Origin of the sequence: Bradyrhizobium sp. BRP22 (genome assembly GCF_020194175.1) — a bacterium.
GTDB lineage: Bacteria > Pseudomonadota > Alphaproteobacteria > Rhizobiales > Xanthobacteraceae > Bradyrhizobium.
Map to the genome: position 1 here is coordinate 14,076 of NZ_JADYVX010000004.1, position 26,366 is coordinate 40,441.

24 protein-coding genes are annotated in these 26,366 nt (G+C 64.5%); 15 read left to right on the forward strand and 9 right to left on the reverse strand.

Going from position 1 to position 26,366, the window contains the following annotated elements; genetic code table 11:
- Positions 1-35 precede the first annotated feature (35 nt).
- Positions 36-3,419, reverse strand: coding sequence for a tetratricopeptide repeat protein (locus tag I6F35_RS06760; protein WP_225116884.1), 3,384 nt, complete (start codon positions 3,417-3,419; stop codon positions 36-38).
- A gap of 217 nt (positions 3,420-3,636) precedes the next feature.
- Positions 3,637-4,224 (reverse strand): PadR family transcriptional regulator, encoded by a 588-nt coding sequence (locus I6F35_RS06765; RefSeq protein WP_225117184.1) that lies wholly within the window; start codon positions 4,222-4,224, stop codon positions 3,637-3,639.
- Positions 4,225-4,373: 149 nt separating this feature from the next.
- On the opposite strand from I6F35_RS06765, the gene I6F35_RS06770 reads away from it, so the two are divergent.
- From I6F35_RS06770 to I6F35_RS06785, 4 genes are all read left to right on the forward strand, one after another.
- Positions 4,374-4,787 (forward strand): nuclear transport factor 2 family protein, encoded by a 414-nt coding sequence (locus tag I6F35_RS06770; RefSeq protein ID WP_225116885.1) that lies wholly within the window; start codon positions 4,374-4,376, stop codon positions 4,785-4,787.
- 126 nt (positions 4,788-4,913) lie between these two features.
- Positions 4,914-6,704 carry an acyl-CoA dehydrogenase C-terminal domain-containing protein gene (locus tag I6F35_RS06775; RefSeq protein WP_225116886.1) on the forward strand — a complete coding sequence of 597 codons (1,791 nt, stop codon included), beginning with the start codon at positions 4,914-4,916 and terminating at the stop codon, positions 6,702-6,704.
- 74 nt (positions 6,705-6,778) lie between these two features.
- On the forward strand, positions 6,779-7,987 hold the full coding sequence (locus tag I6F35_RS06780; RefSeq protein ID WP_225116887.1) for an acetyl-CoA C-acetyltransferase: 1,209 nt from the start codon (positions 6,779-6,781) through the stop codon (positions 7,985-7,987).
- Positions 7,988-8,005: 18 nt separating this feature from the next.
- Positions 8,006-10,231: an FAD-dependent oxidoreductase gene (locus tag I6F35_RS06785; RefSeq protein WP_225116888.1), complete on the forward strand. Its 2,226-nt coding sequence runs from the start codon at positions 8,006-8,008 to the stop codon at positions 10,229-10,231.
- Between the two features lie 146 nt (positions 10,232-10,377).
- Here the strand turns inward: I6F35_RS06785 and gstA are convergent, their stop codons facing one another.
- On the reverse strand, positions 10,378-10,992 hold the full coding sequence (gene gstA, locus I6F35_RS06790; protein ID WP_225116889.1) for a glutathione transferase GstA: 615 nt from the start codon (positions 10,990-10,992) through the stop codon (positions 10,378-10,380).
- A 161-nt stretch (positions 10,993-11,153) separates the two neighbouring features.
- Here gstA and I6F35_RS06795 point away from each other — a divergent pair, with 161 nt between their 5' ends.
- The 3 genes from I6F35_RS06795 (at position 11,154) to I6F35_RS06805 (ending at position 13,962) form a co-directional block, all read left to right on the forward strand.
- A complete protein-coding gene (locus tag I6F35_RS06795) occupies positions 11,154-11,642 on the forward strand; it encodes a MarR family winged helix-turn-helix transcriptional regulator (protein ID WP_225116890.1) in 489 nt (162 codons plus the stop codon).
- 96 nt (positions 11,643-11,738) lie between these two features.
- A complete protein-coding gene (locus I6F35_RS06800) occupies positions 11,739-13,109 on the forward strand; it encodes a glutamate--cysteine ligase (RefSeq protein WP_225116891.1) in 1,371 nt (456 codons plus the stop codon).
- A gap of 298 nt (positions 13,110-13,407) precedes the next feature.
- On the forward strand, positions 13,408-13,962 hold the full coding sequence (locus I6F35_RS06805) for a PAN domain-containing protein (protein WP_225117185.1): 555 nt from the start codon (positions 13,408-13,410) through the stop codon (positions 13,960-13,962).
- An 84-nt stretch (positions 13,963-14,046) separates the two neighbouring features.
- Here I6F35_RS06805 and I6F35_RS06810 read toward each other — a convergent pair whose 3' ends face one another.
- The 5 genes from I6F35_RS06810 to I6F35_RS06830 form a co-directional block, all read right to left on the reverse strand.
- A complete protein-coding gene (locus I6F35_RS06810) occupies positions 14,047-14,640 on the reverse strand; it encodes a nucleotidyltransferase family protein (protein ID WP_225116892.1) in 594 nt (197 codons plus the stop codon).
- Positions 14,627-14,965, reverse strand: coding sequence for an MmcQ/YjbR family DNA-binding protein (locus tag I6F35_RS06815; protein WP_225116893.1), 339 nt, complete (start codon positions 14,963-14,965; stop codon positions 14,627-14,629). Before I6F35_RS06815 ends, I6F35_RS06810 begins: the two co-directional genes overlap by 14 nt.
- A gap of 135 nt (positions 14,966-15,100) precedes the next feature.
- Complete coding sequence (gene lepB / locus I6F35_RS06820; RefSeq protein ID WP_225116894.1) at positions 15,101-15,871, reverse strand: signal peptidase I; 771 nt, start codon at positions 15,869-15,871, stop codon at positions 15,101-15,103.
- Complete coding sequence (gene tldD, locus I6F35_RS06825) at positions 15,871-17,295, reverse strand: metalloprotease TldD (protein WP_225116895.1); 1,425 nt, start codon at positions 17,293-17,295, stop codon at positions 15,871-15,873. The genes lepB and tldD overlap by 1 nt, the downstream gene beginning before the upstream one ends.
- A 104-nt stretch (positions 17,296-17,399) precedes the next feature.
- The gene (locus I6F35_RS06830; RefSeq protein WP_225116896.1) at positions 17,400-17,936 is read right to left on the reverse strand and encodes an invasion associated locus B family protein; all 537 of its coding nucleotides are present in this window, start codon (positions 17,934-17,936) and stop codon (positions 17,400-17,402) included.
- Between the two features lie 498 nt (positions 17,937-18,434).
- Here I6F35_RS06830 and coxB point away from each other — a divergent pair, with 498 nt between their 5' ends.
- The 8 genes from coxB to I6F35_RS06870 all read left to right on the forward strand — a co-directional run bounded on the left by coxB (position 18,435) and on the right by I6F35_RS06870 (position 24,989).
- Entirely contained in the window at positions 18,435-19,274 is an 840-nt protein-coding gene (coxB, locus tag I6F35_RS06835) for a cytochrome c oxidase subunit II (RefSeq protein ID WP_225116897.1), read from the forward strand.
- Between the two features lie 91 nt (positions 19,275-19,365).
- On the forward strand, positions 19,366-20,976 hold the full coding sequence (ctaD, locus tag I6F35_RS06840) for a cytochrome c oxidase subunit I (RefSeq protein ID WP_225116898.1): 1,611 nt from the start codon (positions 19,366-19,368) through the stop codon (positions 20,974-20,976).
- 71 nt (positions 20,977-21,047) lie between these two features.
- Positions 21,048-21,983, forward strand: a complete 936-nt coding sequence (locus I6F35_RS06845) for a heme o synthase (RefSeq protein ID WP_225116899.1) — start codon at positions 21,048-21,050, stop codon at positions 21,981-21,983.
- A gap of 18 nt (positions 21,984-22,001) precedes the next feature.
- Positions 22,002-22,163, forward strand: coding sequence for a CoxF protein (locus I6F35_RS06850; RefSeq protein ID WP_225116900.1), 162 nt, complete (start codon positions 22,002-22,004; stop codon positions 22,161-22,163).
- A gap of 12 nt (positions 22,164-22,175) precedes the next feature.
- Complete coding sequence (locus I6F35_RS06855; protein WP_225116901.1) at positions 22,176-22,817, forward strand: cytochrome c oxidase assembly protein; 642 nt, start codon at positions 22,176-22,178, stop codon at positions 22,815-22,817.
- Between the two features lie 49 nt (positions 22,818-22,866).
- Positions 22,867-23,763 (forward strand): cytochrome c oxidase subunit 3, encoded by an 897-nt coding sequence (locus I6F35_RS06860; RefSeq protein ID WP_225116902.1) that lies wholly within the window; start codon positions 22,867-22,869, stop codon positions 23,761-23,763.
- Positions 23,764-23,838: 75 nt separating this feature from the next.
- Positions 23,839-24,228 carry a DUF983 domain-containing protein gene (locus I6F35_RS06865; protein WP_225116903.1) on the forward strand — a complete coding sequence of 130 codons (390 nt, stop codon included), beginning with the start codon at positions 23,839-23,841 and terminating at the stop codon, positions 24,226-24,228.
- A complete protein-coding gene (locus I6F35_RS06870; RefSeq protein WP_225116904.1) occupies positions 24,225-24,989 on the forward strand; it encodes an SURF1 family cytochrome oxidase biogenesis protein in 765 nt (254 codons plus the stop codon). The genes I6F35_RS06865 and I6F35_RS06870 overlap by 4 nt, the downstream gene beginning before the upstream one ends.
- Position 24,990: 1 nt before the next feature.
- Here the strand turns inward: I6F35_RS06870 and I6F35_RS06875 are convergent, their stop codons facing one another.
- A complete protein-coding gene (locus I6F35_RS06875) occupies positions 24,991-26,265 on the reverse strand; it encodes a histidine kinase (protein ID WP_346283148.1) in 1,275 nt (424 codons plus the stop codon).
- Between the last annotated feature and the right edge of the window lie 101 nt (positions 26,266-26,366).

Here is a 26,366-nt window from a genome sequence, read left to right on the forward strand (position 1 = left end):
ACGCCGTGCCACGGCGTCGTCACCCTGTCATAATTTTAATGCGCGATCGACGCGGTCCGCTTCGCCGTCGCCGCCGCTTTGGCAGCGGGCTTGGCCGCGTTGGGCTGCACGGTCGCCGAGTCCCAGCCGCCCGGCGGGGTCGCGGCGTTGACGGCGTCGTCGGGCTGCGGCTCGGCAGTGAAGGTCTGGATCGCGAGCTTGGCCGCCGCTAGCGATTGCGCGTCGAGGCGTTTGGCCACGTCGTCACGCTTGTGGCCGGCGTCGGCGTCGCCCTGGGCTGCGGCGAGGCTGAACCATTTGAAGGACTCGGCCAGGTTCTGTTCGACACCAATTCCGCGGGCGTAGAGAATACCGAGATTGAACTGGCTGTCGGCGACACCGCGGTCCGCGGCCTTGCGGAACCACAGCGCCGCACTGTTGTAGTTGGCCCCCTTGCCGCCGCCATCGGCGTCGAGCACCGCGAGATTGTGCATGGCCTTGGCGTTGCCGCGCTCGGCGGCCTGCACGTAGTAGCGCCGCGCGGTGTCGACATCCTTCTTCACGCTGAGTCCCTTCTCATAGAAGGTCCCGAGCCGGAAGATCGCGGGCACCACGCCGGCCTGCGCGGCGCGGTCGTACCACTTGGCGGCCTCGTCGTAATTGGTCGGAACGCCCTTGCCTTCAGCGAAGCGCACGCCGACCTCATAGGCCGCGGCAGGATCGCCCCGCAGCGCTGCAGCGCGCAGCACCGGGCCGCCGATGGCGTCAGGCAGCCGCTCGCTGGGCGGCACCTGCACCATCGTGAGCCTGCCCCCTGTTGGAGCCGCCGATGGCGTGGGGATCGTGCCGGTGACGTCGTTGTTCGCAACGGGAGATGGGGACGGCGCGGGCGCCGGTGGGATCGCCACCTGCGAGCCGTCGAGCATGTTCGGCGCGGTGCTGTTGTTGGATTGCCGGCCAAGCGGGGTCGGCGAGGTCATCGATGGCGCCGCCGGAGCCGGAGCCGGCGCGGGCGCCGGTGCGACGGCGGCATTGTCGGCCGGTTGTGCCGCGGCGGGGGCATCGCTCGACCTCTCCATCGGAGGCATCTGTGACGCGGTGTCGCCATCGAGCAGGATCATCGCCATCTTGAAGGCGCCGAGCACGATGACCACGACGCTGGCGCCGACCAGCAGCGAGCGGATCTTCGACGTGATGCTTGAGGGCTCCTTGCCCTCCGACTGGCCCTGCGCCTTGGTCTTGTCGACCGGCTTGGCCTTGGCCGCAGCCTTGGCTCCGCCGCGTCCGCCCTTCTCGTTGGCAGCCTGGGCGGCCGCAGCCTGGGCGGCGCGGCGGGCGGCGGCGATGAAGCTCGATGTGGAGACCGGCTCTTTCTTGCCTGTCGAAATCTCGCTGATCGCGCTCTCCGACGCGGCGATCCGCTCGGTGGGCGACACCCGTCCGGTCGGGCGCGTGCCCGGCTCGAGCGGATGATCCGGCGGCAGGTCCGGCTCGAGCGCGGCGCGGACCGCGGCGTGCGGCTCCAGGATCTCGCTGATCGCGCGCGGCGGCAGCGGCGGTGGCATCGGTGCAGTGTCGGTCGGCGTGGCCGCGTGGAAGTCGCGCGGCGCCGCGGCGAAGTGTTCCTCCGCCGTGAAGCGCTGCTGCGCCGCCGGATTCGGCAGTTCGGGCTGCGCCTGCGGCACGATGGTCTGCGGCATGGCGGCGCGCGGCGGTTCGGGCGGCGCCGGCGCAGCAGGCACGGAGCGCACCCCGCGCAGATCGTTCTCGATCATCGCGAGGCGATCGACCACATGGCCGAGCGTGTTGTGCACCGTCTCGAGCGAATCCTGGGTGCGGCGGTCGGTCTCCGACTGGCTGTAGCGGATATCGGACAATTCGCGCTTGACCATGTCGACGAGGCCGGGGTCGAGCGGCTGCGGTGCCGGCGGGCCGACGCTGCGGTTTGCCTCGGCCAGCGACACCAGATTGGCGTGCTGGCGTTCGAGATGGCGCAGGATATCCTGCAGCCCTTCCTCGACACGGCCGAAATTGCCGGACTGAGGATTGGAAGAGGCTTCCAGGCGCTCGAGCAGATAGGAGACCCGCTGCTCGAGATGAGCGAATGCTGAGGCGCTGTCGTTACCAACCTGCATGCGGTCGATGCGCTCCGATAGCGCACGCACGGCATCCTCGAGATGTTGCGAATGCTCGGTTGGCGCCGGGCGGTCGCGGCTTTCCAGGGTCGAGGCCAGGGCCGCGATCCGCTGTTCGAGGATCGCGAAGGAATCGCTCTGGCTGTTGGCGTGCGAGAGCTGGTCGACCTTGGACGACAGCGTCTGCACGTCCTCGGTAAGCCGCGCCAGTGCGTCGTTGGATGCGATGTTGGAGACGATTGCCCGCAGCGCGGCGATCGCGCTCTCGAGCTGGTTCACCGTCGAGGGATCGTCGTTGGCGCGCAGGATCAGATCGAGTTTGGCGCCGAGATTGCGGATCGCCTCGTCATAGCCCGCGAGCTGCTCGGCGGGGGTGAGCGAGCGCAGCACCTCGCGGATCTCCGACAGCGCGCGCTCGATGCCGGCGAGCGCCTGGCTGTCGGCCCCGTTCTGCCGGTTGTCGTCGATGCGGCGCGCCAGCGAGCGGATATCGCTTTCGAGCGATTCGATCGCGCGGCGCGGCATCGCCTCGGTGATCGCGGCGCGGATTTCGGCAAGCTCGCTGCGGAACGCGGCGATCGATTGCTCGATATGATCGGGCCGTTGCAGCGCTTCGATCTGGCTCGTGATCTTGATCAGATAACGCTCCAGCGAGGAGAAATCCGGGCCCGCCGGTGCCGGCGCGGGAGATGCCTGTGCAATGGGCGGCGCATGCGCGGCCATCGGCGGAGCGCTTGGGCCCATTGGCTCGGCATAGCGCGGCGGCATCTGCCGTGGCGGCGGACCGTCGAGTTCGTTCTGGCGTGCGGCGATCTCCGCGATTGCGGAATCGAAGGAGGCGGGACTTAGCGGCGGCGACGGACGGTAGACCTTCGCGGCGGCACGCTCCACGGCTTCCGCCTGGCGTTGCCGGTCCGGCATCTGGGGCTGGCGCGCCGCGGCCGGATTTGAGATCTGCGACAGCCGCGCATCGAGCCGCGAGATCGCGTCGTTGAGCTGGCGCGCAACGTTGGATTGACCGCGCGCGGTGTTGCTGCGCGGTGCGTCATTGCGCGGCGCGGGCTGCGAGAGCCGATCAATCTGCTGGGTGATGGCGTCGAGCCGCTGATGAATGTCTGCGACGCTTGCCTGGCTCGACATCGCCGGCCGCGATGGAGCCGTGCGGACATCCGCCGGCGCCGGCTCGCCGATGGTGGAATTGAGCCAGTCGTTCAGCGACATGCCCGCGCGGCGGGCCGCAGCCTCGGCCCTTTCGCGGACGGATGGATCGATGCCGTCAACACTCCACGATACGCGTGAATTCATGATTCCGTCCGGTCCCGACTAAGGCGTCCACACCCACGCCTGCAGCCTCCCCGTACGTCCCGATTGAACAGACAATCGAATTCCGCGCGGGGCGTCTGCCTCAGACGTCGACTTTTTCGCGTTAGGGTAAAGAACGGGTTAAGGAATGGCGCCGCCGGGCTCTAAAGTTACCTTTGCGCGGAACCCGCATCGGACGACGCGGAGTTGAGGTGGTTCCTTATGCTTTGTCGTCGCCTTGGCTCGCCTTGAGCGGCTGAACGCCCGCCCGGTTGGACAGAGCGGAGAGCGCCTCGATCGCCTCTTCGCACCATTCCGCCACGACGCGTTCATGGCGAAGGCCGATGCGAAGGCCGAGCAACTTGCCCATATCGGCGGGCGAGGCCACACCTTGCGGGAAGCGCTTGTTGAGCAGGCGCTCGTAGCGCTCGTAGCGGTCGCGGTGGTGTTCCAATCGCGCCATCAGGTCGGTGCGCAGCGGTTCGATATCGACGCTGTCGAGCGCGTAGAGTCGTACCAGGAGATCGTCCTTGATCGACGCCGGCACGCTTGGCCGCGCCGCCCAGTGCCGCAGCGCGGCCTTGCCTTCAGGGGTCAGCGTGTAGACCAGCTTGTTGGGCTTGCCCGACTGGACGACCTCGCGGGCCTGGACATGGCCACGGTCGCGCAGCTTGGAAAGCTCGCGATAGATCTGCTGATGGTCGGCCTTCCAGAAGAAGCCGATGGAGGCGTCAAACGTCTTGGCGAGCTCGTAGCCCGTCATCGGACGTTCGGTCAGACATGCGAGGATCGCATCACCCAGCGCCACCGGTCGCCACTCCTCTTTTACCTCCTCGACCATCCTTGACTTTATGCACATAGGCGCATATGCGTCAATGTGCATATAGCGGTCAGGACTTAACGGGCCCGCCAAGATCGGGCCATTGCACGTTCCGCCAAGAGGAGACGTCTTTGACAATGACCGGCCTCGACAAGTGGTACGCTTATATGAAGTACCATGATCGCGCAGCGCTCTGGGATCTGCTTCACCCCGACGCCGTGTTCGAAAGCCCGGTCGTGCATACGCCGCAGCGCGGGCGCGACATCACCTTCAAATATCTGTCGAGCGCGGAAAAGGTGCTGGGTGGCGCCGGCTTCGTTTATCGCGGGGAATGGCGCAGCGACAACGGCGTGGTGCTCGAATTCGAGAACGAAATCGACGGCATCAAGATCAACGGTGTCGACATCATCACCTTCGATGCGGAGGGGCGGATCACCCATTTCAAGGTGATGGTGCGCCCGCTGAAGGCGGTCAACCTGCTGCATCAGCTGATGGGAGAAGAGCTGCTGCGGCAGCAGGGCGAAGCCAGCGCCGCCAAGTCGCAGTCCTAATCCCGATAATCGCTTTCCCGGAACACCGAAAGGTCTAAGGTCTGCTTCGGGAACCTTTAGTGGTCGCAGCGCCGCAAGGATTTTGCCTGCGGCGCCAAATTCAAAAACTGTCTGCCGGAGTACAGCATGCCGATCTACAAAGCCCCAGTCGAAGACGTGAGTTTCCTGCTCAACGACGTCTTCCAGATCGACCGCTACGACAATCTGCCCGGTTTCACCGACGCCTCGGCCGACGTGCGCGAAGCGATTTTGGGCGAGGCGGCGAAGCTTTCCGAAGAAGTGCTGCAGCCGCTCAACCGGGTCGGCGACCTCGAAGGCTGCAAACGCCACGATGACGGCTCGGTGACGACGCCGAAGGGTTTCAAGGAAGCCTTCAAGCAGGTGGCCGAAGGCGGCTGGCTCGGACTCTCGGCGCCGACGGAATATGGTGGGCAGGGCCTGCCGGTGACGCTGAGCCAGGCGGTCAACGAATTCCAGATCTCGGCCAACATGGCGTTCTCCATGTATGGCGGGCTCACCATGGGGGCGACCGCGGCGCTATTGGTGCACGGCACGGACGAGCAGAAGAAGACCTACGTGCCGAAAATGGTGGCGGGCGAATGGACCGGCACCATGAACCTCACCGAGCCGCATTGCGGCACCGATCTAGGCCTGTTGCGGACCAAGGCAGTGAGGCAGACCGACGGCAGCTTCAAGATCACGGGCACCAAGATCTTCATCTCCGCCGGCGAGCACGACCTCACTGAGAACATCATCCATCTCGTGCTTGCGCGCATCGAAGGCGCGCCGGCCGGCATCAAGGGCGTCTCGCTCTTCGTGGTGCCGAAATTCCTGGTCAATGCCGACGGTTCGCTGGGTGAGCGCAACGGCGTCGTCTGCGGCTCGATCGAGCACAAGATGGGCATTCACGGCAATTCCACCTGCGTGATGAATTACGACAATGCCACCGGCTGGCTGATCGGCCAGGAGAACAAGGGCATGCAGGGCATGTTCGTGATGATGAATGAGGCCCGGCTTGGCGTCGCCGTGCAGGGCCTTGCGCAGTCCGAGGTCGCCTACCAGAACGCGGTGGCCTATGCGCGCGAGCGCCTGCAGGGTCGTGCGCTGACCGGCGCGAAGGAGGCGGACAAGCCGGCCGACCCGATCATCGTGCATCCCGACGTCCGCCGCACGCTCTTGACCATCCGCGCCTTCAACGAGGCCGCGCGCGCCATGGTGATCTGGACCGCGCTGAAGAGCGACGTCGCCCATCGTTCCAACGATCCCAAGGACCGGCAGGAAGCCGACGACCATATGGGCCTGATGACGCCCGTGCTGAAAGGCGTGCTCACCGATACCGGCTTCGCCAACACCGTGCTGGCGCAGCAGATGTATGGCGGCCATGGCTATATCGCCGAGCAGGGCATGGAGCAGTTCGTGCGCGACGCCCGCATCTCCATGATCTATGAGGGCGCCAACGGCATCCAGGCTCTCGATCTCGTCGGCCGCAAGCTGCCGCGCGACGGCGGCCGCGCAGTGATGGGGTTCTTCGGCGAAGTCGGCGCCTACGCCAAGGAGCATGGCGCGGACGAGGCCATGAAGCCGTTCATTACGCCGCTGTCCGCCGCACTCGGCCATCTGCAGCAGGCGACCGGCTGGCTGATGCAGAACGCCATGACGAAACCTGATAATGCCGGCGCCGCTGCCACCGATTACATGAAATTGTTCGGCTTGGTCGCGCTCGGCTACATGTGGGCGCGGATGGCGAAGGTGACGCAGGACAAGATCGCCGCCGGCGGCGCAACGCCTTACCTCTCGACCAAGCTCGTGACCGGCCGCTTCTTCATGGAGAAGCTCTTGCCGGAGACGGCGGTGCACCTTGCGCGTATCCAGAGCGGCAGCGCGACTACCATGGAATTGGCAGCGGAAGCGTTTTGAACAAACTTCCGTGGCCTCTTCGCGACTTCGGCCGGCTCGGCTATATATTATGATCCTCATATAAGGAGGGCTTCATGCCTGAGGCATATATCTACGATCACGTTCGCACCCCGCGCGGCCGCGGCAAGCCCGACGGCGCGTTGCACGAAGTCACTGCGCTGGCGCTCGCCACCGCGCCCTTGAAGGCGCTGAAGGAGCGCAACAACATTGCCGAAGACGTCGTCGACGACGTCGTACTCGGCATTGTCGATCCCGTCGGCGAAGCCGGCTCCGACATGGCCCGCTTCGCGGCGCTGAAGGCCGGCCTCGGCGAGAAGGTGCCGGGCGTGCAGATCAGCCGCTTCTGCGCTTCCGGCCTCGATGCCGTGAACTTTGCCGCCGCCCAGATCATGAGCGGGCAGCATGACCTGGTGATCGGCGGCGGCGCCGAGTCGATGAGCCGGGTCGGCATCGGCGCTTCCGGCGGCGCCTGGCCGATGGATCCCTCGATGGCGGTGCCCGCCTATTTCATGCCGCAGGGCGTCTCGGCCGACCTGATCGCGACCAAATACGGCTTCTCCCGTGACGATGTCGACGCCTATGCCGTGCAGAGCCAGCAGCGTGCGGCCAGAGCCTGGGACGAAGGCCGCTTCGACAAATCGGTCGTGCCGGTGAAGGACATCAACGGCCTCACCATCCTCGCCAAAGACGAGCATATGCGGCCCACCACCACGATGCAGTCGCTGGCGCAACTGCAACCGTCCTTTGCGGCGATGGCCGCGATGGCAGGCTTCGATGCGGTGGCGGTGCAGTCGCATCCGGAGATCGAGAAGGTCAATTACGTGCACCACGCCGGCAATTCCTCCGGCATCGTCGACGGCGCCGGCGCGGTGCTGCTTGGCAGCAAGGAGGCGGGCGCCAAGCACGGCTTGAAGCCGCGGGCGAAAATCCGCGCGTTTGCCAATATCGGCTCGGAGCCGGCGATGATGCTGACCGGGCCGGTCGACGTCACCGAGAAGCTGTTCGCCCGCTCCGGCATGAAGAAGTCGGACATCGATCTGTTCGAGCTGAACGAAGCCTTCGCCTCGGTGGTGCTGCGCTACATCCAGGCCTTCGACATCGACAACGCCAAGATCAACGTCAATGGCGGCGCGATCGCGCTCGGACATCCGCTTGGCGCGACCGGCGCGATGATCCTGGGGACCGTGCTCGACGAGCTCGAGCGCACCGACAAGTCGACCGCGCTGGTGACCTTGTGCATCGGCGGCGGCATGGGCACCGCGACGATCATCGAGCGGGTTTAAGGCTGAGGAGCGATCAACATGGCCTTCAAGAATTTCAAATTCGAAACCGACGCCGACGGCATTGCGGTCGTCACCTGGGACATTCCGGGACGTTCGATGAACGTGCTGGACGAAACCTCGGTCCTCGAGCTCGAGGAGATCGTCAGGCAGACCACGGCGGATGCCGCCATCAAGGGCGTCGTCATCACCTCGAGCAAGGACGCCTTCTGCGCCGGCGCCGACCTCTCGATGCTCGAGGGCATGAGCCGCACCTATGCGCAACTCTTGCAGGAGAAGGGCGAGGTCGCGGCCAACCAGGTGCTGTTCGACCAGAGCCGCCGTTTCTCGCAGGTGTTCCGCTCGATCGAAACTTCAGGCAAGCCGTGGGTCGCCGCGATCAATGGGCTCGCGCTCGGCGGCGGCTTCGAGATCACGCTGTCCTGCCACTATCGCGTCGCGGCCGAGAATCCGAAGACCCGGCTCGGGCTGCCGGAGATCAAGGTCGGCCTGTTCCCCGGCGCCGGCGGCACCCAGCGCGTGCCGCGCATCGTGCCGCCGCAGGACGCGATGCAGCTTTTGTTGAAGGGCGAAGCGGTCAACCTCGCAAGGGCCAAGCAGCTCAACCTGATCCACGCCATCGTGCCGCCAGGCGAACTGATCAAGGCCGCGAAGGACTGGATCAAGGGCGGCGGCAAGGCGGTCGCGCCATGGGACGAGAAGGGCTTCAAGCTGCCCGGCGGTCCCGTCTTCTCGAAAATGGGCATGCAGATGTTCCCGGCGGGCAATGCGATCTACCGCCGCGAGACCTACGACAATTATCCGGCCGCGCGCGCCATCATGAGCTGCGTCTACGAAGGCCTGCAGTTGCCGATCGACGCCGCGCTCCGCGTCGAGTCCCGCTATTTCACGCAGATCCTGCGCTCCAAGGAAGCGGCGGCGATGATCCGCTCGCTGTTCCTGTCGATGCAGGAATTGAACAAGGGCGCGCGCCGTCCGGCAGGCGTGCCGCCGACCAAGATCAAGAAGCTCGCCGTGATCGGCGCCGGCTTCATGGGCGCCAGCGTCGGCTACGTCTCGGCCAAGGCCGGCATCGATGTGGTTCTGATCGACCGCGACCAGGAAAGCGCCGACAAGGGCAAGGCGCACGCCAAGGGCGTGATCGATGGCCTGATCGCGAAGGGCCGGGCGAAGGAGGCCGAGCGCGATACGCTGCTCTCGCGCATCACCGCGACCGCCGACTACAACGCGTTGAAGGATTGCGACCTCATCATCGAGGCGGTGTTCGAGGACCGCAAGGTCAAGGCCGACACGTATGCCAAGGCGCAGCCATTACTGAAGGCCGACGCGATCTTCGCCTCCAACACCTCGACGCTGCCGATCAATTCGCTGGCCGAGGAGTTCAAGGACCAGGGCAAGTTCATCGGCATCCACTTCTTCTCGCCGGTTGAGAAGATGATGCTGGTCGAGATCATCCTCGGCAAGAACACCGGCGACATCGCCCTTGCCACGGCCCTGGATTACGTCCGCGCCATCGGCAAGACGCCGATCGTCGTCAATGATTCCCGCGGCTTCTTCGCCAACCGCTGCGTGATGCGCTACATTGCGGAAGGCAACGAGATGTTCCTCGAAGGCGTGCCGCCGGCGATGATCGAGAACGCCGCCAAGATGGCCGGCATGCCGGTCGGGCCGCTGTCGCTGTCGGACGAGGTCGCGCTCGACCTCGGCCTGAAGATCATGAAGGCGACGGAAGCCGATCTCGGACCCAACGCCATCAACCAGGACCACAAGAAGCTGATGGTGGAGCTGGTCGAGAAGCAGGGCCGCTTCGGCCGCAAGAACGGCAAGGGCTTCTATGACTATCCGGAGAAGGGCAAGGGCCAGAAGAGCCTGTGGCCTGGGCTCGCTGAGTTGCAGCCGAAGCACCTCGATCCGGATACGCTTGATGTCGAGGAGTTGAAGCAGCGCTTCCTGGTGGTGCAGGCGGTCGAAGCCGCGCGCACGGTGGAGGATCACGTCATCACCGACGTCCGCGAGGCCGACGTCGGCTCGATCCTGGGGTTCGGCTTCGCGCCGTTCACCGGCGGCACGCTGTCCTATATCGACTTCATGGGTACCAAGAAGTTCGTCGAGCTGTGCCACAAATTCGAGGCCAAATACGGCTCCCGCTTCACTCCGCCGAAGCTGCTGGTCGAAATGGCAGCCAAGGGCGAGACCTTCTACGGCCGCTTCCCGCCCAAGAAGCCGGTCGCCGAGGCGGCGGAGTGAAGTCGCTCTTCACTCCCCCTTGAAAAAGGGGGCGGTTTGCGCGTTTCGCGCAACCCGGGTGGGGATCAGTCTCTCCATCAACGCCAGCGCCCGTGGCTTGACCCCCCATCCCGACCTTCCCCCTTCAGGTGGAAGGAGAAGCGGGTTCACGCCGCCTTCAGCAGCCCTTCCTTGGTCAGCGCTTCCTGCACTTTCGGCCGGGCACCGACGCGGGCCTTGTAGGCGGTGAGGTTGGGCAGCCCCGACAGGTCGAACTTCATCCGGTCGGCCCAGGCCAGCATCGTGAACAGGTAGCCGTCGGCGACGGTGAACTGGTTGCCGAGGAGGTAGTCGCGCCCGGCAAGCTGGCTGTCGATATATTTGAACTTGCCCGTCAGTCGATCCCTGAAGAAGGCCTTGGTGTCGTCGGACAGCACCGGCGCGAACAGCGGGCTGAAATTCTTGTGCAGCTCGCTGGTGATGAAATTGAGCCACTCGAGCAGCTTGTAGCGCTCGGCGCTGCCGTGGGCCGGCGCCAGGTTCTTGCCTGCGGCGTGGTCGGCGATCATCTGGACGATCACGGGACCCTCGGTGACCAGTTCGCCGGAATCGAGCGCCAGGGCCGGCACCTGGCCCTTGGGGTTCACTTTCAGGAAATCGTCGCCATTTTCCAGCTTCTTGGCGCGCACATCGACCCTGACCAGCTCGTAGGGCAGGCCGGCCTCCAGCAGCGCGATGTGGGGTGAAAGCGAGCAGGCGCCGGGCGAATAGTACAGTTTCATCAGAGCTCTCCTGTCGAATTATTGTTGGCCATTTTATTGTCGGCCTTTTTTACTGTTGGTCTCGGGCGTCGGACCGACTAAATGCACTTGCATGAATAGTCAAGATTGATGCAGCTGCATTCAGTACGGTACACTTCGTGCCGACGAAGACGGACTGGGCCATGAAACGCAAACCATCGACCGAGGCGACCGCCGCCTGGATCCGCCTGATGCGGGTGCAGAGCCGGGTGCTCGACGCCGTGGAGCAGGATCTGAAGAAGGCGGGCTTTCCGCCGCTCGCCTGGTACGATGCCCTGCTCGAGCTGTCGCGGGCGCCTTCGGGCGAGCTGCGGCCGGTGGAGTTGGAACGGCAGATGCTGCTGCCGCAATATTCGACGTCGCGGCTGATCGACCGCCTGGTGGACGAGGGGCTGGCGGCCCGGCGCGAGTGCAAGGTCGACAAGCGCGGCCAGTTCGTCGAGATTACCGAGGCGGGACGCGAATTGCAGAAGCGGATGTGGGGCGCCTATTCCGCGGCGATCGAGAAGCATGTCGGCTCGAAGCTGTCGGATGCCGACGCCGTCAAGCTCTGCGCGCTCCTGGATCGGTTGGGATGTTCCTGCGGCGACGCCAGATCGCCTGCGATAAGAGACGGCGTGACTGCCCGATGATATCATTGTTGCCACCAGCATCCGCGGGCCGCCCGGTTCGCGGATGCCCCTGCCACCGCGCGCATTCGATCGAAGCGCTTCAGTATCGGAATTCGTATGGCGCGTGACCAGATCGATATGACGCCACTCCAATCGCGCGACGAACTGGTCGCGTGGCTCGAGTCGGGCGTGAAGGATCCTGCCGATTTCCGGATCGGGACCGAGCACGAGAAGACGCCGTTCACGCTGCAGGGCCATCAGCCCGTGCCGTATGAAGGCGCGCGCGGCATCGGCGCGCTGCTCGAAGGCATGAAGCTGCTGCTCGGCTGGGAGCCGATCATGGAGCGCGGCAACATCATCGGCCTCTATGACGTCACCGGCGGCGGCGCGATCTCGCTCGAGCCGGGCGGCCAGTTCGAATTGTCGGGCGCCCCGGTCGAGACCGTGCATCAGACCCAGAGCGAACTGATGGCGCATCTTGCGCAGGTGCGCGAGATCGCCACCCCGCTCGGTATCGGCTTCCTCGGCCTCGGCATGACGCCGTCCTGGTCACGGGCGCAGATTCCGGTGATGCCCAAGGGCCGCTACAAGATCATGACCGGCTACATGCCGAAGGTCGGCAAATACGGCCTCGACATGATGTACCGTACCTGCACGGTGCAGACCAATCTCGACTTCTCCTCGGAAGCCGACATGGTGAAAAAGCTGCGGGTGTCGATCGCCTTGCAGCCGGTCGCGACCGCGATGTTCGCCAACTCGCCGTTCACGGAAGGCAGGCCCAACGGTTTCCTGTCGTTCCGATCCGAGATCTGGCGCGACACCGACAATGCGCGCTCCGGCATGCTGCCATGGGCGTTCGAGGACGGCATGGGATTCGAGCGCTGGGTCGATTATGCCCTCGACGTGCCGATGTATTTCATCAAGCGCGGCGAGGAGTATGTCGACGTTTCCGGCACCTCGTTCCGCGATTTCTTCGCGGGCAAGAATCCTGCGCTGCCCGGCGAGCGCCCGACTCTGTCGGACTGGGCCAATCACCTCTCGACGATCTTTCCGGAAGTGCGGCTCAAACGTTATCTGGAAATGCGCGGTGCCGATGGCGCGCCATGGGGCCGGCTGCCGGCCTTGCCGGCATTCTGGGTCGGGCTGCTCTACGACAACGATACGCTCGATGCCGCCTGGGATCTGGTGCGGAACTGGACCGCGCAGGAGCGGCAGGCGCTGCGCGACGACGTGCCACGGTTCGGCTTCAAGGCGCGGGTCAAGGATCGCTATCTCTTCGAGATCGCCAAAGAGTGTCTCAAACTGTCGCATGCCGGGTTGCGGCGGCGTAACCGTATCGACCATATCGGCCGCGACGAGAGCCGCTATCTCGAGCCGCTGGAGCGGATCATCGACTGTGGCCGGACGCCGGCGGAAGAACTGCTGGACAAGTTCAACGGCGCCTGGAACGGCTCGGTCGAGGCGGCCTATAGCGAATGCGCGTTCTAGAGCATTTTCGGTTCTGATTGAATCAGAACCGAAGCTCTAGATTCTTGTTTTGACGCGTTTTCTTCACGCGAACCGGTATCCACTTCGCTCGAAAACGCTCTAGCGCCATCGTGGCCTATCCGCTTGTTTTGATGCATCTTCTTTGCGGGCATGGCGTTTACGCTGATCGCGGCCCGGCGGTCTCCACAACTGGTGTGCCAGCTTGCCGCATTTTTGAGCCGTTCATCCGGCGTACAGGTTGGCGGCGCTCAAATGCCCGCCCGCGGTAAGCGCGGGGGGACAGTCGAAAGCGTTGGATATGAGAATTGGCCGCCTCGTCTGGGCGTGTGTGGTGACGTTCGCCTTGTTGGCGGGCGTGGCGACGTCGCGGCCAGCGCTGGCGCAGGTCAACTTCGATCGCCCCGGCGGAGATTACCTGAGTTCGCCGGTAGCCTCGGGCGACCCCGCCGATTGCGCGCTGGTGTGCGAGCGCGATCGCCGCTGCCGCGCCTGGAGCTTCAACTATCCGACCGACATCACGGCGGGCGCGATCTGTTGGCTCAAGAACAGCGTGCCGCCGCGCGCGCAGAATAATTGTTGCGTTTCAGGCGTGCGCGGTGCCGGCGTCGTCGAGCCGCGCAACGGCACGGTCGAAACCTCGATCGATCGCTTCGGCGGCGATTACAGGAATTTCGACTTGAAGCCGGGCGAGGGCGACGAAGTCTGCAAGGCCGCGTGTGCCGCCGACAACAAATGCCGTGCCTGGACCTTTGCGCGCCCCGGCTATGCTGGGCGCGAACCGCATTGCTTCCTAAAGAAGGAGATCAAGCCGCCGCGGCGGAAGGCGGGATTCTCCTCGGGCGTGGTGCGGTAACAGGCGAGTGCGCCCGCTGCCGTCATTGCGAGCGAAGCCAAGCAATCCATGTCTCCACGTGCTGAGGCATGGATTGCTTGGTCGCTATCGCTCCTTGCAACGACGGGAGGCATCATCAGCCCGCAATACCTTAATCTCCGGCCACAGCGCTTTCCACCTCGCCGCCTTCTTCTCGTAATTCGCTGCGGAAAAATTCGGTCCCGGATTTGGCCGTACGATCATGTCGGCGACGTCATCGAATCCGTCGGGCGCGTAGACGTCATAGCCTTCGACCGTTCGGCGGATTCCGATCTGGGTGTTCTTCGTGAGAAAGCGGTCGATGCCATCGGCCGAGCGCGTCAACGGCGGATAGGGCAGGCCGTGCTTTTCGGGATACCAGAGGTGGACGCGCGCCTGGTTGCGCACTTCGATGGCAACGCCGAGATGGCCAACCGCATCATGCACACGTTTGATGATCCGGTCTTCGGCCTCCCAGGAAGTATCGGGATCGAAGTAGAAAATGTCGTAATCGCTGATGCCGTGATCGACCGCACGATGGGTCTTCACGTTCCAGACCGTCTGCGACAGGCAGCCCGCCACGAGCCACGCGTCGGGCAGTGCCAGCCGCAGCAACTCGTTGGCGATGGTGGTATTGGCGGGATTGCGCAGCACTGCTGCGAGGAATTCATCCCTGGTCATATGCTTTCACCGCAGCCTTCGACGCCAGCGTGCGCCAGTGGCGGCGCAACAGCGGCTCGACGATGCTGCGGCTCGCCTTCGACAGGCGGATCAGGATGATCGGATAGTCGCGATAATGATCGGTGAAGTAGAACAGCTTCGGCCGGCTCTCGACCAGCATCTCGCGTTCGTCCTGCGGAACGCCGGGCATAACCAGACTGTCGCCGTCTTCCTTCAGGCGCGCGAGCATCTTCTTGCGCACTTTCAATGCCGGTGTGCCGTAGGAGGTGCCGTCCTCGACCTCCGGCCACGCCAGCGCGATTTTCCTGACGTCGTCGAAGGTCACTTCGTGAGCCTCACACTCGATTCCTCATCCTGAGGAGCCGCGAAGCGGCGTCTCGAAGGATGGGCCGCGGGCGAGATCAGGGCCTCATGGTTCAAGACGCGCGAAGACGTGCTCCTCACCATGAGGGTCGACAGATCAGTGCACCGACGTAAAGAACCGCGCGAACCGGAATCCCGACGGCCAGGTCCAGACCGGCTGGCTGCGCATGCCCATGTCCCAGGACCCGACCACGGCGTCGGCGCGGCCGATCAGATTGTCGATCGGCAACAGGCCGACGCCGCCGTCGCGCACCGAGACGCGGCTGTCGGCGGAATTGTCCCTGTTGTCGCCGAGCACGAACAGTTCTCCCGACGGCACGGTGACCTCAGGCGTGTTGTCGAGACGGCCATTGTCGCGCATCTTGAAGATCGCGTGGCTGACGCCGTTCGGCAGCGTCTCGATGTAGCGATAGGCGGTTTCGCTGTTGCCGCGGTCGTCCTCGGCTTCACCGATGCCGTCGGGCTTCAACGTCGCGGGATGGTCGTTGATGAAGAGCTGCCCCTGCCGCATCTGGATGCGATCGCCGGGCAGGCCGACCACGCGTTTGACCCAAGCCTGCGAACGGTCGCCCGGCCAGCGGAACACCACGACGTCGCCGCGCTTCGGCGGCTCTCCGAACAGCCGACCGCTCGTCTCCGGCAGCGTGATCTGGATCGGTAGCGAGGCCGTGCCGTAACCGTAAGGATATTTCGACGCGACCAGCGCATCGCCGATCAAGAGCGTCGGCTCCATCGAGCCCGACGGCACGTAGAACGGCTCGGCGATCGCGCCCTTGGCGAGGAACACGACAGCGACGATCGCCGCGAGTTGGGCTGCTTGCGAACGCCAGCTTGTCGGCTTGCTGACCGCCACTTCGTTGTTGCTCACTAGCCGGTTCCTCCCACGGTGATCCGCTCCATGCGCAGCGTCGGCTGACCCACTCCGACGGGCACGCCTTGGCCGTTCTTGCCGCAGGTGCCGATGCCGGTGTCGAGCGCGAGATCGTTGCCGATCATGGTGATGCGGTTGAGGTCGGTCGGCCCGTTGCCGATCAGCATTGCGCCCTTCAGCGGGGCGCCCAGCTTGCCGTTCTCGATCTTGTAGGCCTCGGTGCACTGGAACACATATTTGCCCGAGGTGATGTCGACTTGGCCGCCGCCGAAATTCGCGGCGTAAATGCCGTTCTTCACCGAGGCAAGGATCTCGGCGGGATCGCTGTTGCCCGCCAGCATATAGGTGTTGGTCATGCGTGGCATCGGCACATGGGCGTAGCTCTGCCGCCGGCCATTGCCGGTCGGCTTCATGTTCATGAGCCGCGCGTTCTGGCGGTCCTGCATATAGCCGACCAGGATGCCATCCTCGATCAGCACGGTGCGGTTGGTCGGCGTGCCCTCGTCGTCGATCGAGAGCGAGCCGCGGCGCGAGGCCATGGTGCCGTCATCGACCACGGTAACGCCTTTGGCGGCGACCTGCTGGCCCATCAGGCCTGCGAAGGCCGAGGTCTTCTTGCGGTTGAAATCGCCCTCGAGCCCGTGACCGACGGCTTCATGCAGCATCACGCCGGGCCAGCCAGCGCCCAGCACCACGTCCATCTCGCCGGCCGGCGCCGGTACCGATTCCAGGTTGACCAGCGCCTCGCGCAGCGCGCCGTCGGCTGCGTCGCGCCAGGCCTTGGTCTCGATGAAACGGGCGTAGCCTTCGCGGCCGCCATAGCCCTTGCTGCCGCTCTCCTGCCGGTCGCCCTGGCCCGCGACCACGGAGATGTTGACCCGCACCAGCGGCCGGATGTCGCGATAGCTCTCGCCGTCCGGCCGGACGATCTCAACCACCTGCCAGGTCGCAGTCAGGCTCGCGGAGACCTGACGCACCCGCGGATCCTTGTCGCGGACATAGGCATCGATCTCGCCGAGCAGCTTGACCTTGGCCTCGAAGCCCGGCGCATCCAGCGGGTTCTCGTCGCCATAGAGCTTCACATTGGTGTGCGCGGGCGCCGCGGCAAAGCTGCCGGAATAGCCGCCGCGCACCGCAGCGACCGCGTCGGCGGCGCGAATCAGCGCCGGCAGCGACACGTCGGAGGAATGCGCGTAGCCGACCGCATCGTCCTTCACGGCGCGCAGGCCGAACCCCTGGCTGGTGTCGTAGGTCGCCTGCTTCAGCCGCCCATTGTCGAACACCAGGGCTTCGGTCTGCCCGAATTCCAGGAACAATTCGCCGTCATCCGCCCCGGCAAGCCCCCGCGCCACCTCGCGGCGGACAGCATCGCGATCGAGCTTGGCACGGTCGAGCAGGGAGGTTGTGGCGGGACTGGTCATGACGACTCCGAATTCAACGCAATTAAATCCCGTTCATGTTTTGGCCTGGCCGGGACAGCATGGATCAAGATAGGCGCTGTTGCAGCAATTCGGGAGAGGTTGCCTCACGGCAACTTGTCATACCCCTCGCCGAGCCCGTTCAGGCTGAGCGGAAAGCCGATACCCTCTTCGGGCGTCTCGAAGATGATGAACGTCGCGGTCTTGGCGGTCCTGAGCTGACCGAGCAGCTTGTCGTCCATCACGACCTCGGCGACGCAGCCGTTGGGCAGGCAGCGGACGAAACCGGCGCGGCCGACGTCCTGATTGTCGAGCTTGAGGCCGAGGCCGGAGGGAAGCAGGACGCCGAGCGGAGCAACCACCCGCATCAGGCGGCTCTTCTGGTCGGCGGTCTTCAGCACGATCACGGTCAGGCCGGCATTGGAACGGTCCTCGGCGACCACGCTCTGGATCAGGGCGCATTGCTCGTTCTGGGCGCCCGGCGGGGTGTCGCAGCGGATCTGCCAGTCGCCGTGGACCGAGCGCACCGCACCCTGGGCGTGGGCCGCCTGGGCCAGGCTCAACGTGAACGCGAGCGCCAGCAGGCCGCCCAGCCAGTTGCCGGCACTCCAGCTACGTCCGCTGTGATGTTTCGAAGCGCCCATCCGGGTCGATCCTTTGATGTCCGGCCATGCCGGGCTGGTTTCGCCGGCCAAGGGCCGGTGCATTGTCCGGCTGCCGGCGGCACGCAAAGCGACTGATACCGCAATGACGGCGCCTTGAAGGCGATCCTCAAGCAAATCTCGCGCCGTGGTGGGGGCTCTTCGAGCGAATCAGGTTCCTGTGGAGCGCCCAGCCTGTGGGTACATCCGGCATTCGCCCTGTCAAGCGGCGTGGCCTGCAGAAGCGGCGCTATTGCCTGATTTATCGAGAAAATGTCACATCACGGGAATAGCCGAGCGCGCATGGCTTGGGGCCCTACTACTGCATTGCGAGCGCCTGCGAATTATGGTTTGAGAGGCTGGATTTCGACGCGTTCTAACGATTTGGCCCCCGTGCTTTACGAAGGTACGTCCGGCAGGCCGTTTGTCAGGGCGGATCGTGCTGCATCTTCGCCATCTGGTGGGGATGTTTGGGGATAAATCATAGGGAGCGCGAACGGCATGAGGATGTCGATGGGCCTGATTGGCCGGCGGTTGCTGGGAGGTGCGGTGGCGGGCATGGCGCTCGCGACCGGCGGGACGGCATTCGCCGAATTGGGGCAGCCGGCGCCGTGGGAGACCACGCTGCAGCAGGCGGGCTCCCCGGTGATGGAGAACATCGTCTGGTTTCACAACTTCCTGCTCGTGATCATCACGCTGATCACGCTGTTCGTGCTGGCGCTGCTGGTCATCGTGGTGATGAAGTTCAACGCGCGCGCCAATCCGGTCCCCTCAAGGACCACACACAACACGCTGATCGAGGTCGCCTGGACGCTGGTTCCGGTGCTGATCCTGGTCTGCATCGCGGTGCCCTCGTTCCGCCTCCTGTTCCTGCAGCTCGACGTGCCGAAGGCGGATCTGACCGTGAAGGTTACGGGCAAGCAGTGGTACTGGTCTTACGCCTATCCCGATAACGGCAAGTTCGAATTCGACTCGCTGCTTGCCCAGGACAAGCAGCCGCGACTGCTCGGTGTCGACAACGAGATGGTGGTGCCGGTCAACAAGGTGATCCGGATCCAGACCACTGGTGCAGACGTTATCCATTCGTTTGCGGTGCCGGCCTTCGGCATCAAGATCGACTCGATCCCGGGCCGTCTGAACGAGACCTGGTTCAAGGCCACCAAGACCGGCATGTATTACGGCCAGTGCTCCGAACTGTGCGGCAAGGATCATGCGTTCATGCCGATTGCGGTGCGCGTTGTGGACGATCAGGAGTTCGCAAGCTGGGTGGACGCCGCAAAGAAGAAATTTGCCAGCAACCCGGCGGGTACATACGCCTCGGTTGGTCAGGCGGCGCAGTAGCTGCAAGCCCCGAGGGGCGGGCTTCGCGCATCGGAATAAGGGCGATAGGACCGCAAAGGTCCAAAAGGGACTTGGCTTAAGGATCTAGGACATGGCAACAGGCGCAGCGACACACGATCACGCCCATGATGATCACGGCCATCCGACCGGATGGCGCCGCTATCTCTACTCGACGAACCATAAGGACATCGGCACGATGTACCTTATCTTCGCGGTCATTGCGGGCATCATCGGCGCTGCGATGTCGATCGCGATCCGCGCCGAGCTGATGTATCCGGGCGTGCAGATCTTCCACGAGTCCCACACGTACAATGTGTTCGTGACCTCGCACGGCCTGATCATGATCTTCTTCATGGTCATGCCGGCGATGATCGGCGGGTTCGGCAACTGGTTCGTGCCGCTGATGATCGGCGCGCCCGACATGGCGTTCCCGCGCATGAACAACATCTCGTTCTGGCTGCTGCCGGCCTCTTTTGCGCTGCTGCTCATCTCGACTTTCGTCGAGGGCGAGCCCGGCGCCAACGGCGTCGGCGCCGGCTGGACCATCTACGCGCCGCTGTCGACCTCGGGCCATCCCGGACCGGCGGTCGATTTCGCGATCCTGTCGCTCCATTTGGCCGGCGCCTCCTCGATCCTCGGCGCCATCAACTTCATCACCACAATCTTCAACATGCGTGCGCCGGGCATGACGCTGCACAAGATGCCGCTGTTCGTGTGGTCGATCCTGGTGACGGTGTTCCTGCTCCTGCTGTCGCTGCCGGTGCTCGCCGGCGCCATCACCATGCTGCTCACCGATCGCAACTTCGGCACCGCCTTCTTCGCCCCCGACGCAGGCGGCGATCCGGTGCTGTTCCAGCACCTGTTCTGGTTCTTCGGTCATCCGGAAGTGTACATCCTGATCCTGCCGGGCTTCGGCATGATCAGCCAGATCGTGTCGACCTTCTCGCGCAAGCCGGTATTCGGCTATCTGGGCATGGCCTATGCGATGGTCGCGATCGGCGGCATCGGCTTCGTGGTGTGGGCGCACCACATGTACACGGTCGGCATGTCGAGCGCGACGCAGGCCTATTTCGTCGCCGCCACCATGGTGATCGCGGTGCCAACCGGCGTGAAGATCTTCTCCTGGATCGCCACGATGTGGGGCGGTTCGATCGAGTTCAAGGTGCCGATGATCTGGGCGATCGGCTTCATCTTCCTGTTCACGGTCGGCGGCGTCACCGGCGTCGTGCTGGCGAATGCCGGCGTCGACCGCGTGCTGCAGGACACCTACTACGTGGTGGCCCACTTCCATTACGTGCTGTCGCTCGGCGCCGTGTTCGCGATCTTCGCGGGCTGGTACTACTGGTTCCCGAAGATGTTCGGCTACATGTACAACGAGACCATCGGCAAGCTGCACTTCTGGTTCACCTTTATCGGCGTGAACCTGGTGTTCTTCCCGCAGCACTTCCTTGGTCTCTCCGGCATGCCGCGGCGCTATGTCGACTATCCGGACGCGTTCGCCGGCTGGAACCTGGTCTCCTCGGTCGGCTCCTACATCTCGGGCTTCGGCGTCTTGATCTTCATCTACGGCGTGATCGATGCCTTCGTCCGCAAGGAGCAGGCGGCTGCCAACCCGTGGGGTGCCGGCGCCACCACGCTGGAATGGACGCTGTCGTCGCCGCCGCCCTTCCACCAGTTCGAAGTGCTGCCGCGGGTGCAGTAGTCAAGAAACAGCGACGCGCCCTTCATGGGCGCGTCGCGCTCTCTGGTTTGCTTTAGGGAAACGAGACCATCGTGTCGGTTGTCGATCACAACGCCATCGAACTGCCGCGGATCTCCGAGGCCGAGGTCGGCGACTACATCGCGCTTTTGAAGCCGCGGGTGATGTCGCTGGTGATCTTCACCGCGCTGGTCGGCCTGATGATGGCGCCGGGGCACGTCCATCCGGTGCTGGCCTTCACCTCGATCCTCTGCATCGCGGTTGGCGCCGGCGCCTCCGGCGCGCTGAACATGGCCTATGAAGGCGATATCGACGCGCTGATGACGCGCACCGCCAATCGGCCGATCCCGCGCGGCCGCATCACAAGTGGAGAAGCCACCGCCTTCGGCCTGACGCTGGCGTTCTTCTCGGTGATGACGCTCGGCATCCTCGTCAACTGGCTTGCGGGCGCGCTGCTGGCATTCACGATCTTTTTCTACGTGGTGATCTACACGATGTGGCTGAAGCGCTGGACCGCGCAGAACATCGTGATCGGCGGCGCCGCCGGCGCCTTGCCGCCCGTGGTGGCCTGGGCGGCGGCGACCGGCTCGTTGTCGGTCGAGCCGGTGCTGTTGTTCCTGATCATCTTCTTCTGGACCCCGCCGCATTTCTGGGCGCTCGCGCTGTTCCGCAGCGACGACTACGCCCGCGCCGGTGTGCCGATGCTGCCGGTGGTTGCCGGTCCGGACGCCACGCGGCTGCAGATCCTGCTTTACACGATCGTGCTCGTTGCGATCGCGGTGGCGCCGTGGCCGCTCGGTTATTTCGATGCGGTCTATGGTGTGGCTTCGCTCCTGCTTGGGGCGGGAATGCTGTGGCTCGCGGTTGACGTCTATCGCCGCCGCGAGCGCGCGGAAGCCAATCGCGCCTGCCGCAGATTGTTTGCTTTCTCCATCCTCTATCTGTTCGCGCTGTTCGCGACCTTGCTGATCGAGGTTGCCTTCCGCACCGTTGCATCATGGGTCGGGTAGGGAGCGCATGCGCAGGCAATGGATGACAAACGCGAGCAAGGAATTGTCCTTACCGAGGCGCAGCTCAGGAGCCGCCGCCACCGCTCGATTGCCATTGCGCTCGCGCTCGGCGTGCTGGTCCTGCTGTTCTTCGCGGTCACCCTGGTCAAAGGCCCGGCCGTTCTGGTGCGGCCGATCTGAGGTGTGATCGAGATGGCGCAAGAGACCACCACGCCCAACCAGTCCGGCACGCACCAAAAGGCGTCGCACCGTAGGCTGACGCGTGACGCGGTGATTGCCTCGATCTGTGGCTTCGTCGTCGTGCTGATGGTCGGCGCGTCCTATGCGGCCGTGCCCTTCTACAACTGGTTCTGCCGCGCCACCGGCTTCAACGGCACCACCCAGGTCGCGACCTCGGCGCCGACGGATGGTCCGCTCGCGCGCAAGATCGAGGTTCGCTTCGATGCCAATGTCGCGCCGGGCCTGCCCTGGAAGTTCGAGCCTGAGCAGAACGAGATCGAGGTCAAGATCGGTGAAGTCGTCACTGTCTTCTACACCGTCACCAACCAGTCGGCGCGGACCACGACGGCCCAGGCGGCCTATAACGTGGCGCCGCTGACGGTCGGGGCCTATTTCCAGAAGATCAATTGCTTCTGCTTCACCGAACAGACCATGGCGCCGGGCGAGAAGCGCGAGATGCCGGTGGTGTTCTATGTCGATCCGGCGCTGGCCGCCGACCGCGAGAACGACAGCCTGAAATCGATCACCCTGTCCTACACCTTCTATTCCGTGCGCGATCCGGTTCCGAAGCCCGTGGCTTCCGGCGAATCGGACAGGCGCAAGGGCAATCTTTGAATTTGTGAAACGAATACGTGCCTGACGGCACGCGAACGGAGAGACTGTAATGGCTGAGGCGCACGTCAAGCACCACGATTACCACCTCGTCGATCCGAGCCCGTGGCCGGTGGTCGGCTCGATCTCGGCCTTCATCATGTGTTTCGGCGCCATCGGCTGGATGCACCACATGTTCACGGGCGCGCCGATCGTGTTCGGCATCGGCGTGATCGGCGTGCTCTACACCATGGCGAGCTGGTGGGGCGATGTGATCCGCGAGGCCCAGTACAAGGGTGACCACACCCGCGTCGTGCAGTTGCATCACCGCTACGGCATGATCCTGTTCATCGCCTCCGAGGTGATGTTCTTCGTCGCCTGGTTCTGGGCGTTCTTCAACGCCGCGCTGTTCCCGGCCGATCCGGTCCATGCCGCCCGCGACGCGATCTTCGGTTGCGGCCCGGGCACCCAGATGGGCGCCTGCGCGGTGCCTGGCACCTGGCCGCCGAAGGGCATCGAGACCTTCGATCCCTGGCACCTGCCGCTGCTCAACACGCTGCTGCTGCTCACGTCGGGCACCACGGTGACCTGGGCCCACCATGCGCTGCTCGAGAACGATCGTCAGGGCCTCAAATACGGCCTGATCCTCACCGTGCTGCTCGGCGCGGCCTTCACCTGTGTGCAGGCCTACGAATACGCCCATGCAACCTTCTCGTTCGGCGGCAACGTCTACGGCTCCGTGTTCTTCATGGCGACCGGCTTCCACGGCGCCCATGTGATCATCGGCACCATCTTCCTCCTGGTCTGCCTGTTCCGCGCCTATGCCGGCCACTTCACGCCGAAGCAGCACCTCGGCTTCGAGTTCGCCGCCTGGTACTGGCACTTCGTCGACGTGGTTTGGCTGTTCCTGTTCATCTGCATCTACGTGTGGGGCCGCGGCGCCGAAACCATGGCGCATGCCGCGCACTAGCCTGCCGCGACGTGCTACAAGGGGCGGCCCGATCGGCCGCCCCTTTGCTTTGTGGAAGTGAAGACCAAACCGCCCATGCCAGCCGACACTCCCCCGACGGTCACCGAGAGCGCGCTCCGCGGCATCGCCTGCCGCTGTCCGCGCTGCGGCAAGGGCAAGCTCTATGCGGGCTTCCTCACGCTCGCCCCGCGCTGCGAGAGTTGCGGGCTGGATTATGCCTTCATCGATTCCGGTGACGGGCCGGCGATCTTCATCATCATGCTGGCCGGCGCGATCGTTGTGGCCTGCGCCCTGATCGTGGAGGTCAAGTACCAGCCGCCGTTCTGGGTGCATGCGGCGCTCTGGCTGCCCTTGATCGTCGTCACCACTTTGCTGCCGCTGCGTTCGATGAAATCGCTTCTGATCGCACTCCAGTTCCACCACAAGGCGGCGGAGGGCCGGCTGATCAAGCGCGAGAAGAAATGACTGAACCATCTTCGCGCCGGCGCGGCGCCGCCGGCTTCGGCATTTTCACGTTGATCCTCGTAGTCGTGTTCACGGGCCTCGGGATCTGGCAATTGCAGCGCCGGGCCGAGAAGCATGCGCTGATCGCGGCTCTCAACGAGCGCCTGGCGGCTGCCCCCGAAGCGCTGCCGGAGCCGTCGCAATGGGCCGCGCTCCGCCCGGTGAGCGCCGAATTCCGCCGCGTCACTTTTACGGCGACTTATGCGAAGCTGCCGGATGCGATGGTGTTCAGCTCCGGCTCGGGCGTCCGCGACGACATTTCCGGTCCCGGCACCTGGGCGTTTCTGCCGGCCCGCCTGCCGAGCGGTGAGACCGTCGTGGTCAATGCCGGCTTTGTGCAGAACACGATGCAGGATCGTGCGCAAGAGGGTCGCGCGATCGCGCCGCTGATCACGGGCGAACCGGTCAAGCTCTCCGGCTATCTCCGCTTTCCCGAGAACGCCGGCTCGCTGACGCCGAAGGAAAATCCGGCAAAACGCCTGTGGTTCGTCCGCAACCATCTCGCGATGGCAACCGCGCTCGGCTGGGGCGAGGGCAAGTCCATCGCGCCGTTCTACATCGACCTGGAGTCGCCCGTACCCGACAGCGGCATTCCGAGGCCCGGTCCGCTGAAGGTCAATCTCAAGGACGACCACATGCAATACGCCATCACCTGGTTCACGCTCGCCCTGGCGGTGTTGATCGCGTTTGCATTGTGGATGCGCGGCCAACGTCGCACGTAGTCTAACCGTCTCCGAGCGGCAGGCGGCAACGAACGATGGTCCATCCGTCTTCGCGCACCAGCTCAAGGGTGCCGCTCAGCGCACGCGCCCGTTCCTGCATCCCGGTCAGGCCGCGGCCGAAGACGCAATGCTCGGGAAAGCCGATACCATCATCCGATACCTCCACGATCAGCTCCTCGCCGTTCATCGAAGCCTCCACACTGGCCGAACCGGCGCGGGCATGGCGCAGCACGTTGGTGAGGCTCTCCTGGATCACGCGATAGACGGTCTGCGAGAGCAGACCCTCTATCGTATTCAGCCGGCCGTCGATCTGCGAGACGAGCTCGAGTCCGGGCGCCTGCGCGCGGGCATACTGCAACAAGGTCTCGACGCTCCTCTTTAGCCCCAACTCCTGGATGTAGAGCGGCCGCAGCCGGTCGAGGATGCGGCGGTTCGCCTGTTGCAGCGCTTCGACCGATTGCAGGATGCCCTCGGCGGAGGCGGCAAGCTGCGCGTTGCCGTGCGGGATCGCTTCGATCAGCGCAACCGTATTGGCGCGAATACCGAACAATAGCGGCCCGAGCTCGTCGTGCAGTTCGCGTGCCATGTCGCCCCGCTCGTCGTCCTGCAGCGAGACGATCCGGCGCAGCAGACCTCGATTGTCCTGGCTCAGCCGGCTCAGCGTACGGGCAAGTTCGTTGGCTTCCTCGGCGCTTTGGCGGATTTCCGGCGGCCCCGACGGTGAGATGAGCTGCTCATAGTCGCCGCCGCGCATGCGGCTAAGGCCTTGGCCGAGATCCTGCAGCGGGCGCAGCACGGCGCCGGCGGTGAAAGATGCGATAAGGCCGGTGAGCAGCGTCAGCACGACCGCGGAGGAGGCGATCGCAACAAACCCGATCCATTTCTCGAAGATATCCGCCGACAGGTCAGGCTCAAAAATGAGCTCGCCGACCTCCTTGCCTTCCATCCGGATAGGAAATGATGCGCCCACCTCCGGTATTCGGATCAGGTCCATGAACCATCGCGGCACCCGCCCGATCGGGGTTTGCACCTCAACCGGCGGATGGGACGGCTGGCTCGTACCGCTAGGCTGGAAGCGAATGGTTCCGGATGTGCCGATCGCCTGAGCGAAGGCATCCAGCGTCGCTTGCGGATTGGCCGACGTTCGAAGCGCGCCGTTAAGTGCATCGGCGACTGCCTTGGCTGAACGCTCGGACGGCGCGCTCTCGTCCGACAGTTGCGTCGGCGTGAACAGTTGCAGCGAGATCGCTCCAATCAGGAGCGCGGCCACGAACATGATACCGAGCGGAAGGAAAAACCGCGTTCGAAGCGAAAATCTTTTCCACATTTAATTAATTCTAATTCGCTCCGGCGGTTTTCCCTTTTCACGGGTTCCCC

Excerpts from the sequence above, each read along its gene's own strand:
- I6F35_RS06760 (WP_225116884.1), bottom strand. The coding sequence starts at position 3,419 with ATGAATTCACGCGTATCGTGGAGTGTTGACGGCATCGATCCATCCGTC.
- I6F35_RS06770 (WP_225116885.1), top strand. The coding sequence starts at position 4,374 with ATGACCGGCCTCGACAAGTGGTACGCTTATATGAAGTACCATGATCGC.
- I6F35_RS06775 (WP_225116886.1), top strand. The coding sequence starts at position 4,914 with ATGCCGATCTACAAAGCCCCAGTCGAAGACGTGAGTTTCCTGCTCAAC.
- I6F35_RS06780 (WP_225116887.1), top strand. The coding sequence starts at position 6,779 with ATGCCTGAGGCATATATCTACGATCACGTTCGCACCCCGCGCGGCCGC.
- I6F35_RS06785 (WP_225116888.1), top strand. The coding sequence starts at position 8,006 with ATGGCCTTCAAGAATTTCAAATTCGAAACCGACGCCGACGGCATTGCG.
- gstA (WP_225116889.1), bottom strand. The coding sequence starts at position 10,992 with ATGAAACTGTACTATTCGCCCGGCGCCTGCTCGCTTTCACCCCACATC.
- I6F35_RS06795 (WP_225116890.1), top strand. The coding sequence starts at position 11,154 with ATGAAACGCAAACCATCGACCGAGGCGACCGCCGCCTGGATCCGCCTG.
- I6F35_RS06800 (WP_225116891.1), top strand. The coding sequence starts at position 11,739 with ATGGCGCGTGACCAGATCGATATGACGCCACTCCAATCGCGCGACGAA.
- I6F35_RS06805 (WP_225117185.1), top strand. The coding sequence starts at position 13,408 with ATGAGAATTGGCCGCCTCGTCTGGGCGTGTGTGGTGACGTTCGCCTTG.
- I6F35_RS06810 (WP_225116892.1), bottom strand. The coding sequence starts at position 14,640 with ATGACCAGGGATGAATTCCTCGCAGCAGTGCTGCGCAATCCCGCCAAT.
- tldD (WP_225116895.1), bottom strand. The coding sequence starts at position 17,295 with ATGACCAGTCCCGCCACAACCTCCCTGCTCGACCGTGCCAAGCTCGAT.
- I6F35_RS06830 (WP_225116896.1), bottom strand. The coding sequence starts at position 17,936 with ATGGGCGCTTCGAAACATCACAGCGGACGTAGCTGGAGTGCCGGCAAC.
- coxB (WP_225116897.1), top strand. The coding sequence starts at position 18,435 with ATGAGGATGTCGATGGGCCTGATTGGCCGGCGGTTGCTGGGAGGTGCG.
- ctaD (WP_225116898.1), top strand. The coding sequence starts at position 19,366 with ATGGCAACAGGCGCAGCGACACACGATCACGCCCATGATGATCACGGC.
- I6F35_RS06850 (WP_225116900.1), top strand. The coding sequence starts at position 22,002 with ATGGATGACAAACGCGAGCAAGGAATTGTCCTTACCGAGGCGCAGCTC.
- I6F35_RS06855 (WP_225116901.1), top strand. The coding sequence starts at position 22,176 with ATGGCGCAAGAGACCACCACGCCCAACCAGTCCGGCACGCACCAAAAG.
- I6F35_RS06860 (WP_225116902.1), top strand. The coding sequence starts at position 22,867 with ATGGCTGAGGCGCACGTCAAGCACCACGATTACCACCTCGTCGATCCG.
- I6F35_RS06865 (WP_225116903.1), top strand. The coding sequence starts at position 23,839 with ATGCCAGCCGACACTCCCCCGACGGTCACCGAGAGCGCGCTCCGCGGC.
- I6F35_RS06870 (WP_225116904.1), top strand. The coding sequence starts at position 24,225 with ATGACTGAACCATCTTCGCGCCGGCGCGGCGCCGCCGGCTTCGGCATT.
- I6F35_RS06875 (WP_346283148.1), bottom strand. The coding sequence starts at position 26,265 with ATGTTCGTGGCCGCGCTCCTGATTGGAGCGATCTCGCTGCAACTGTTC.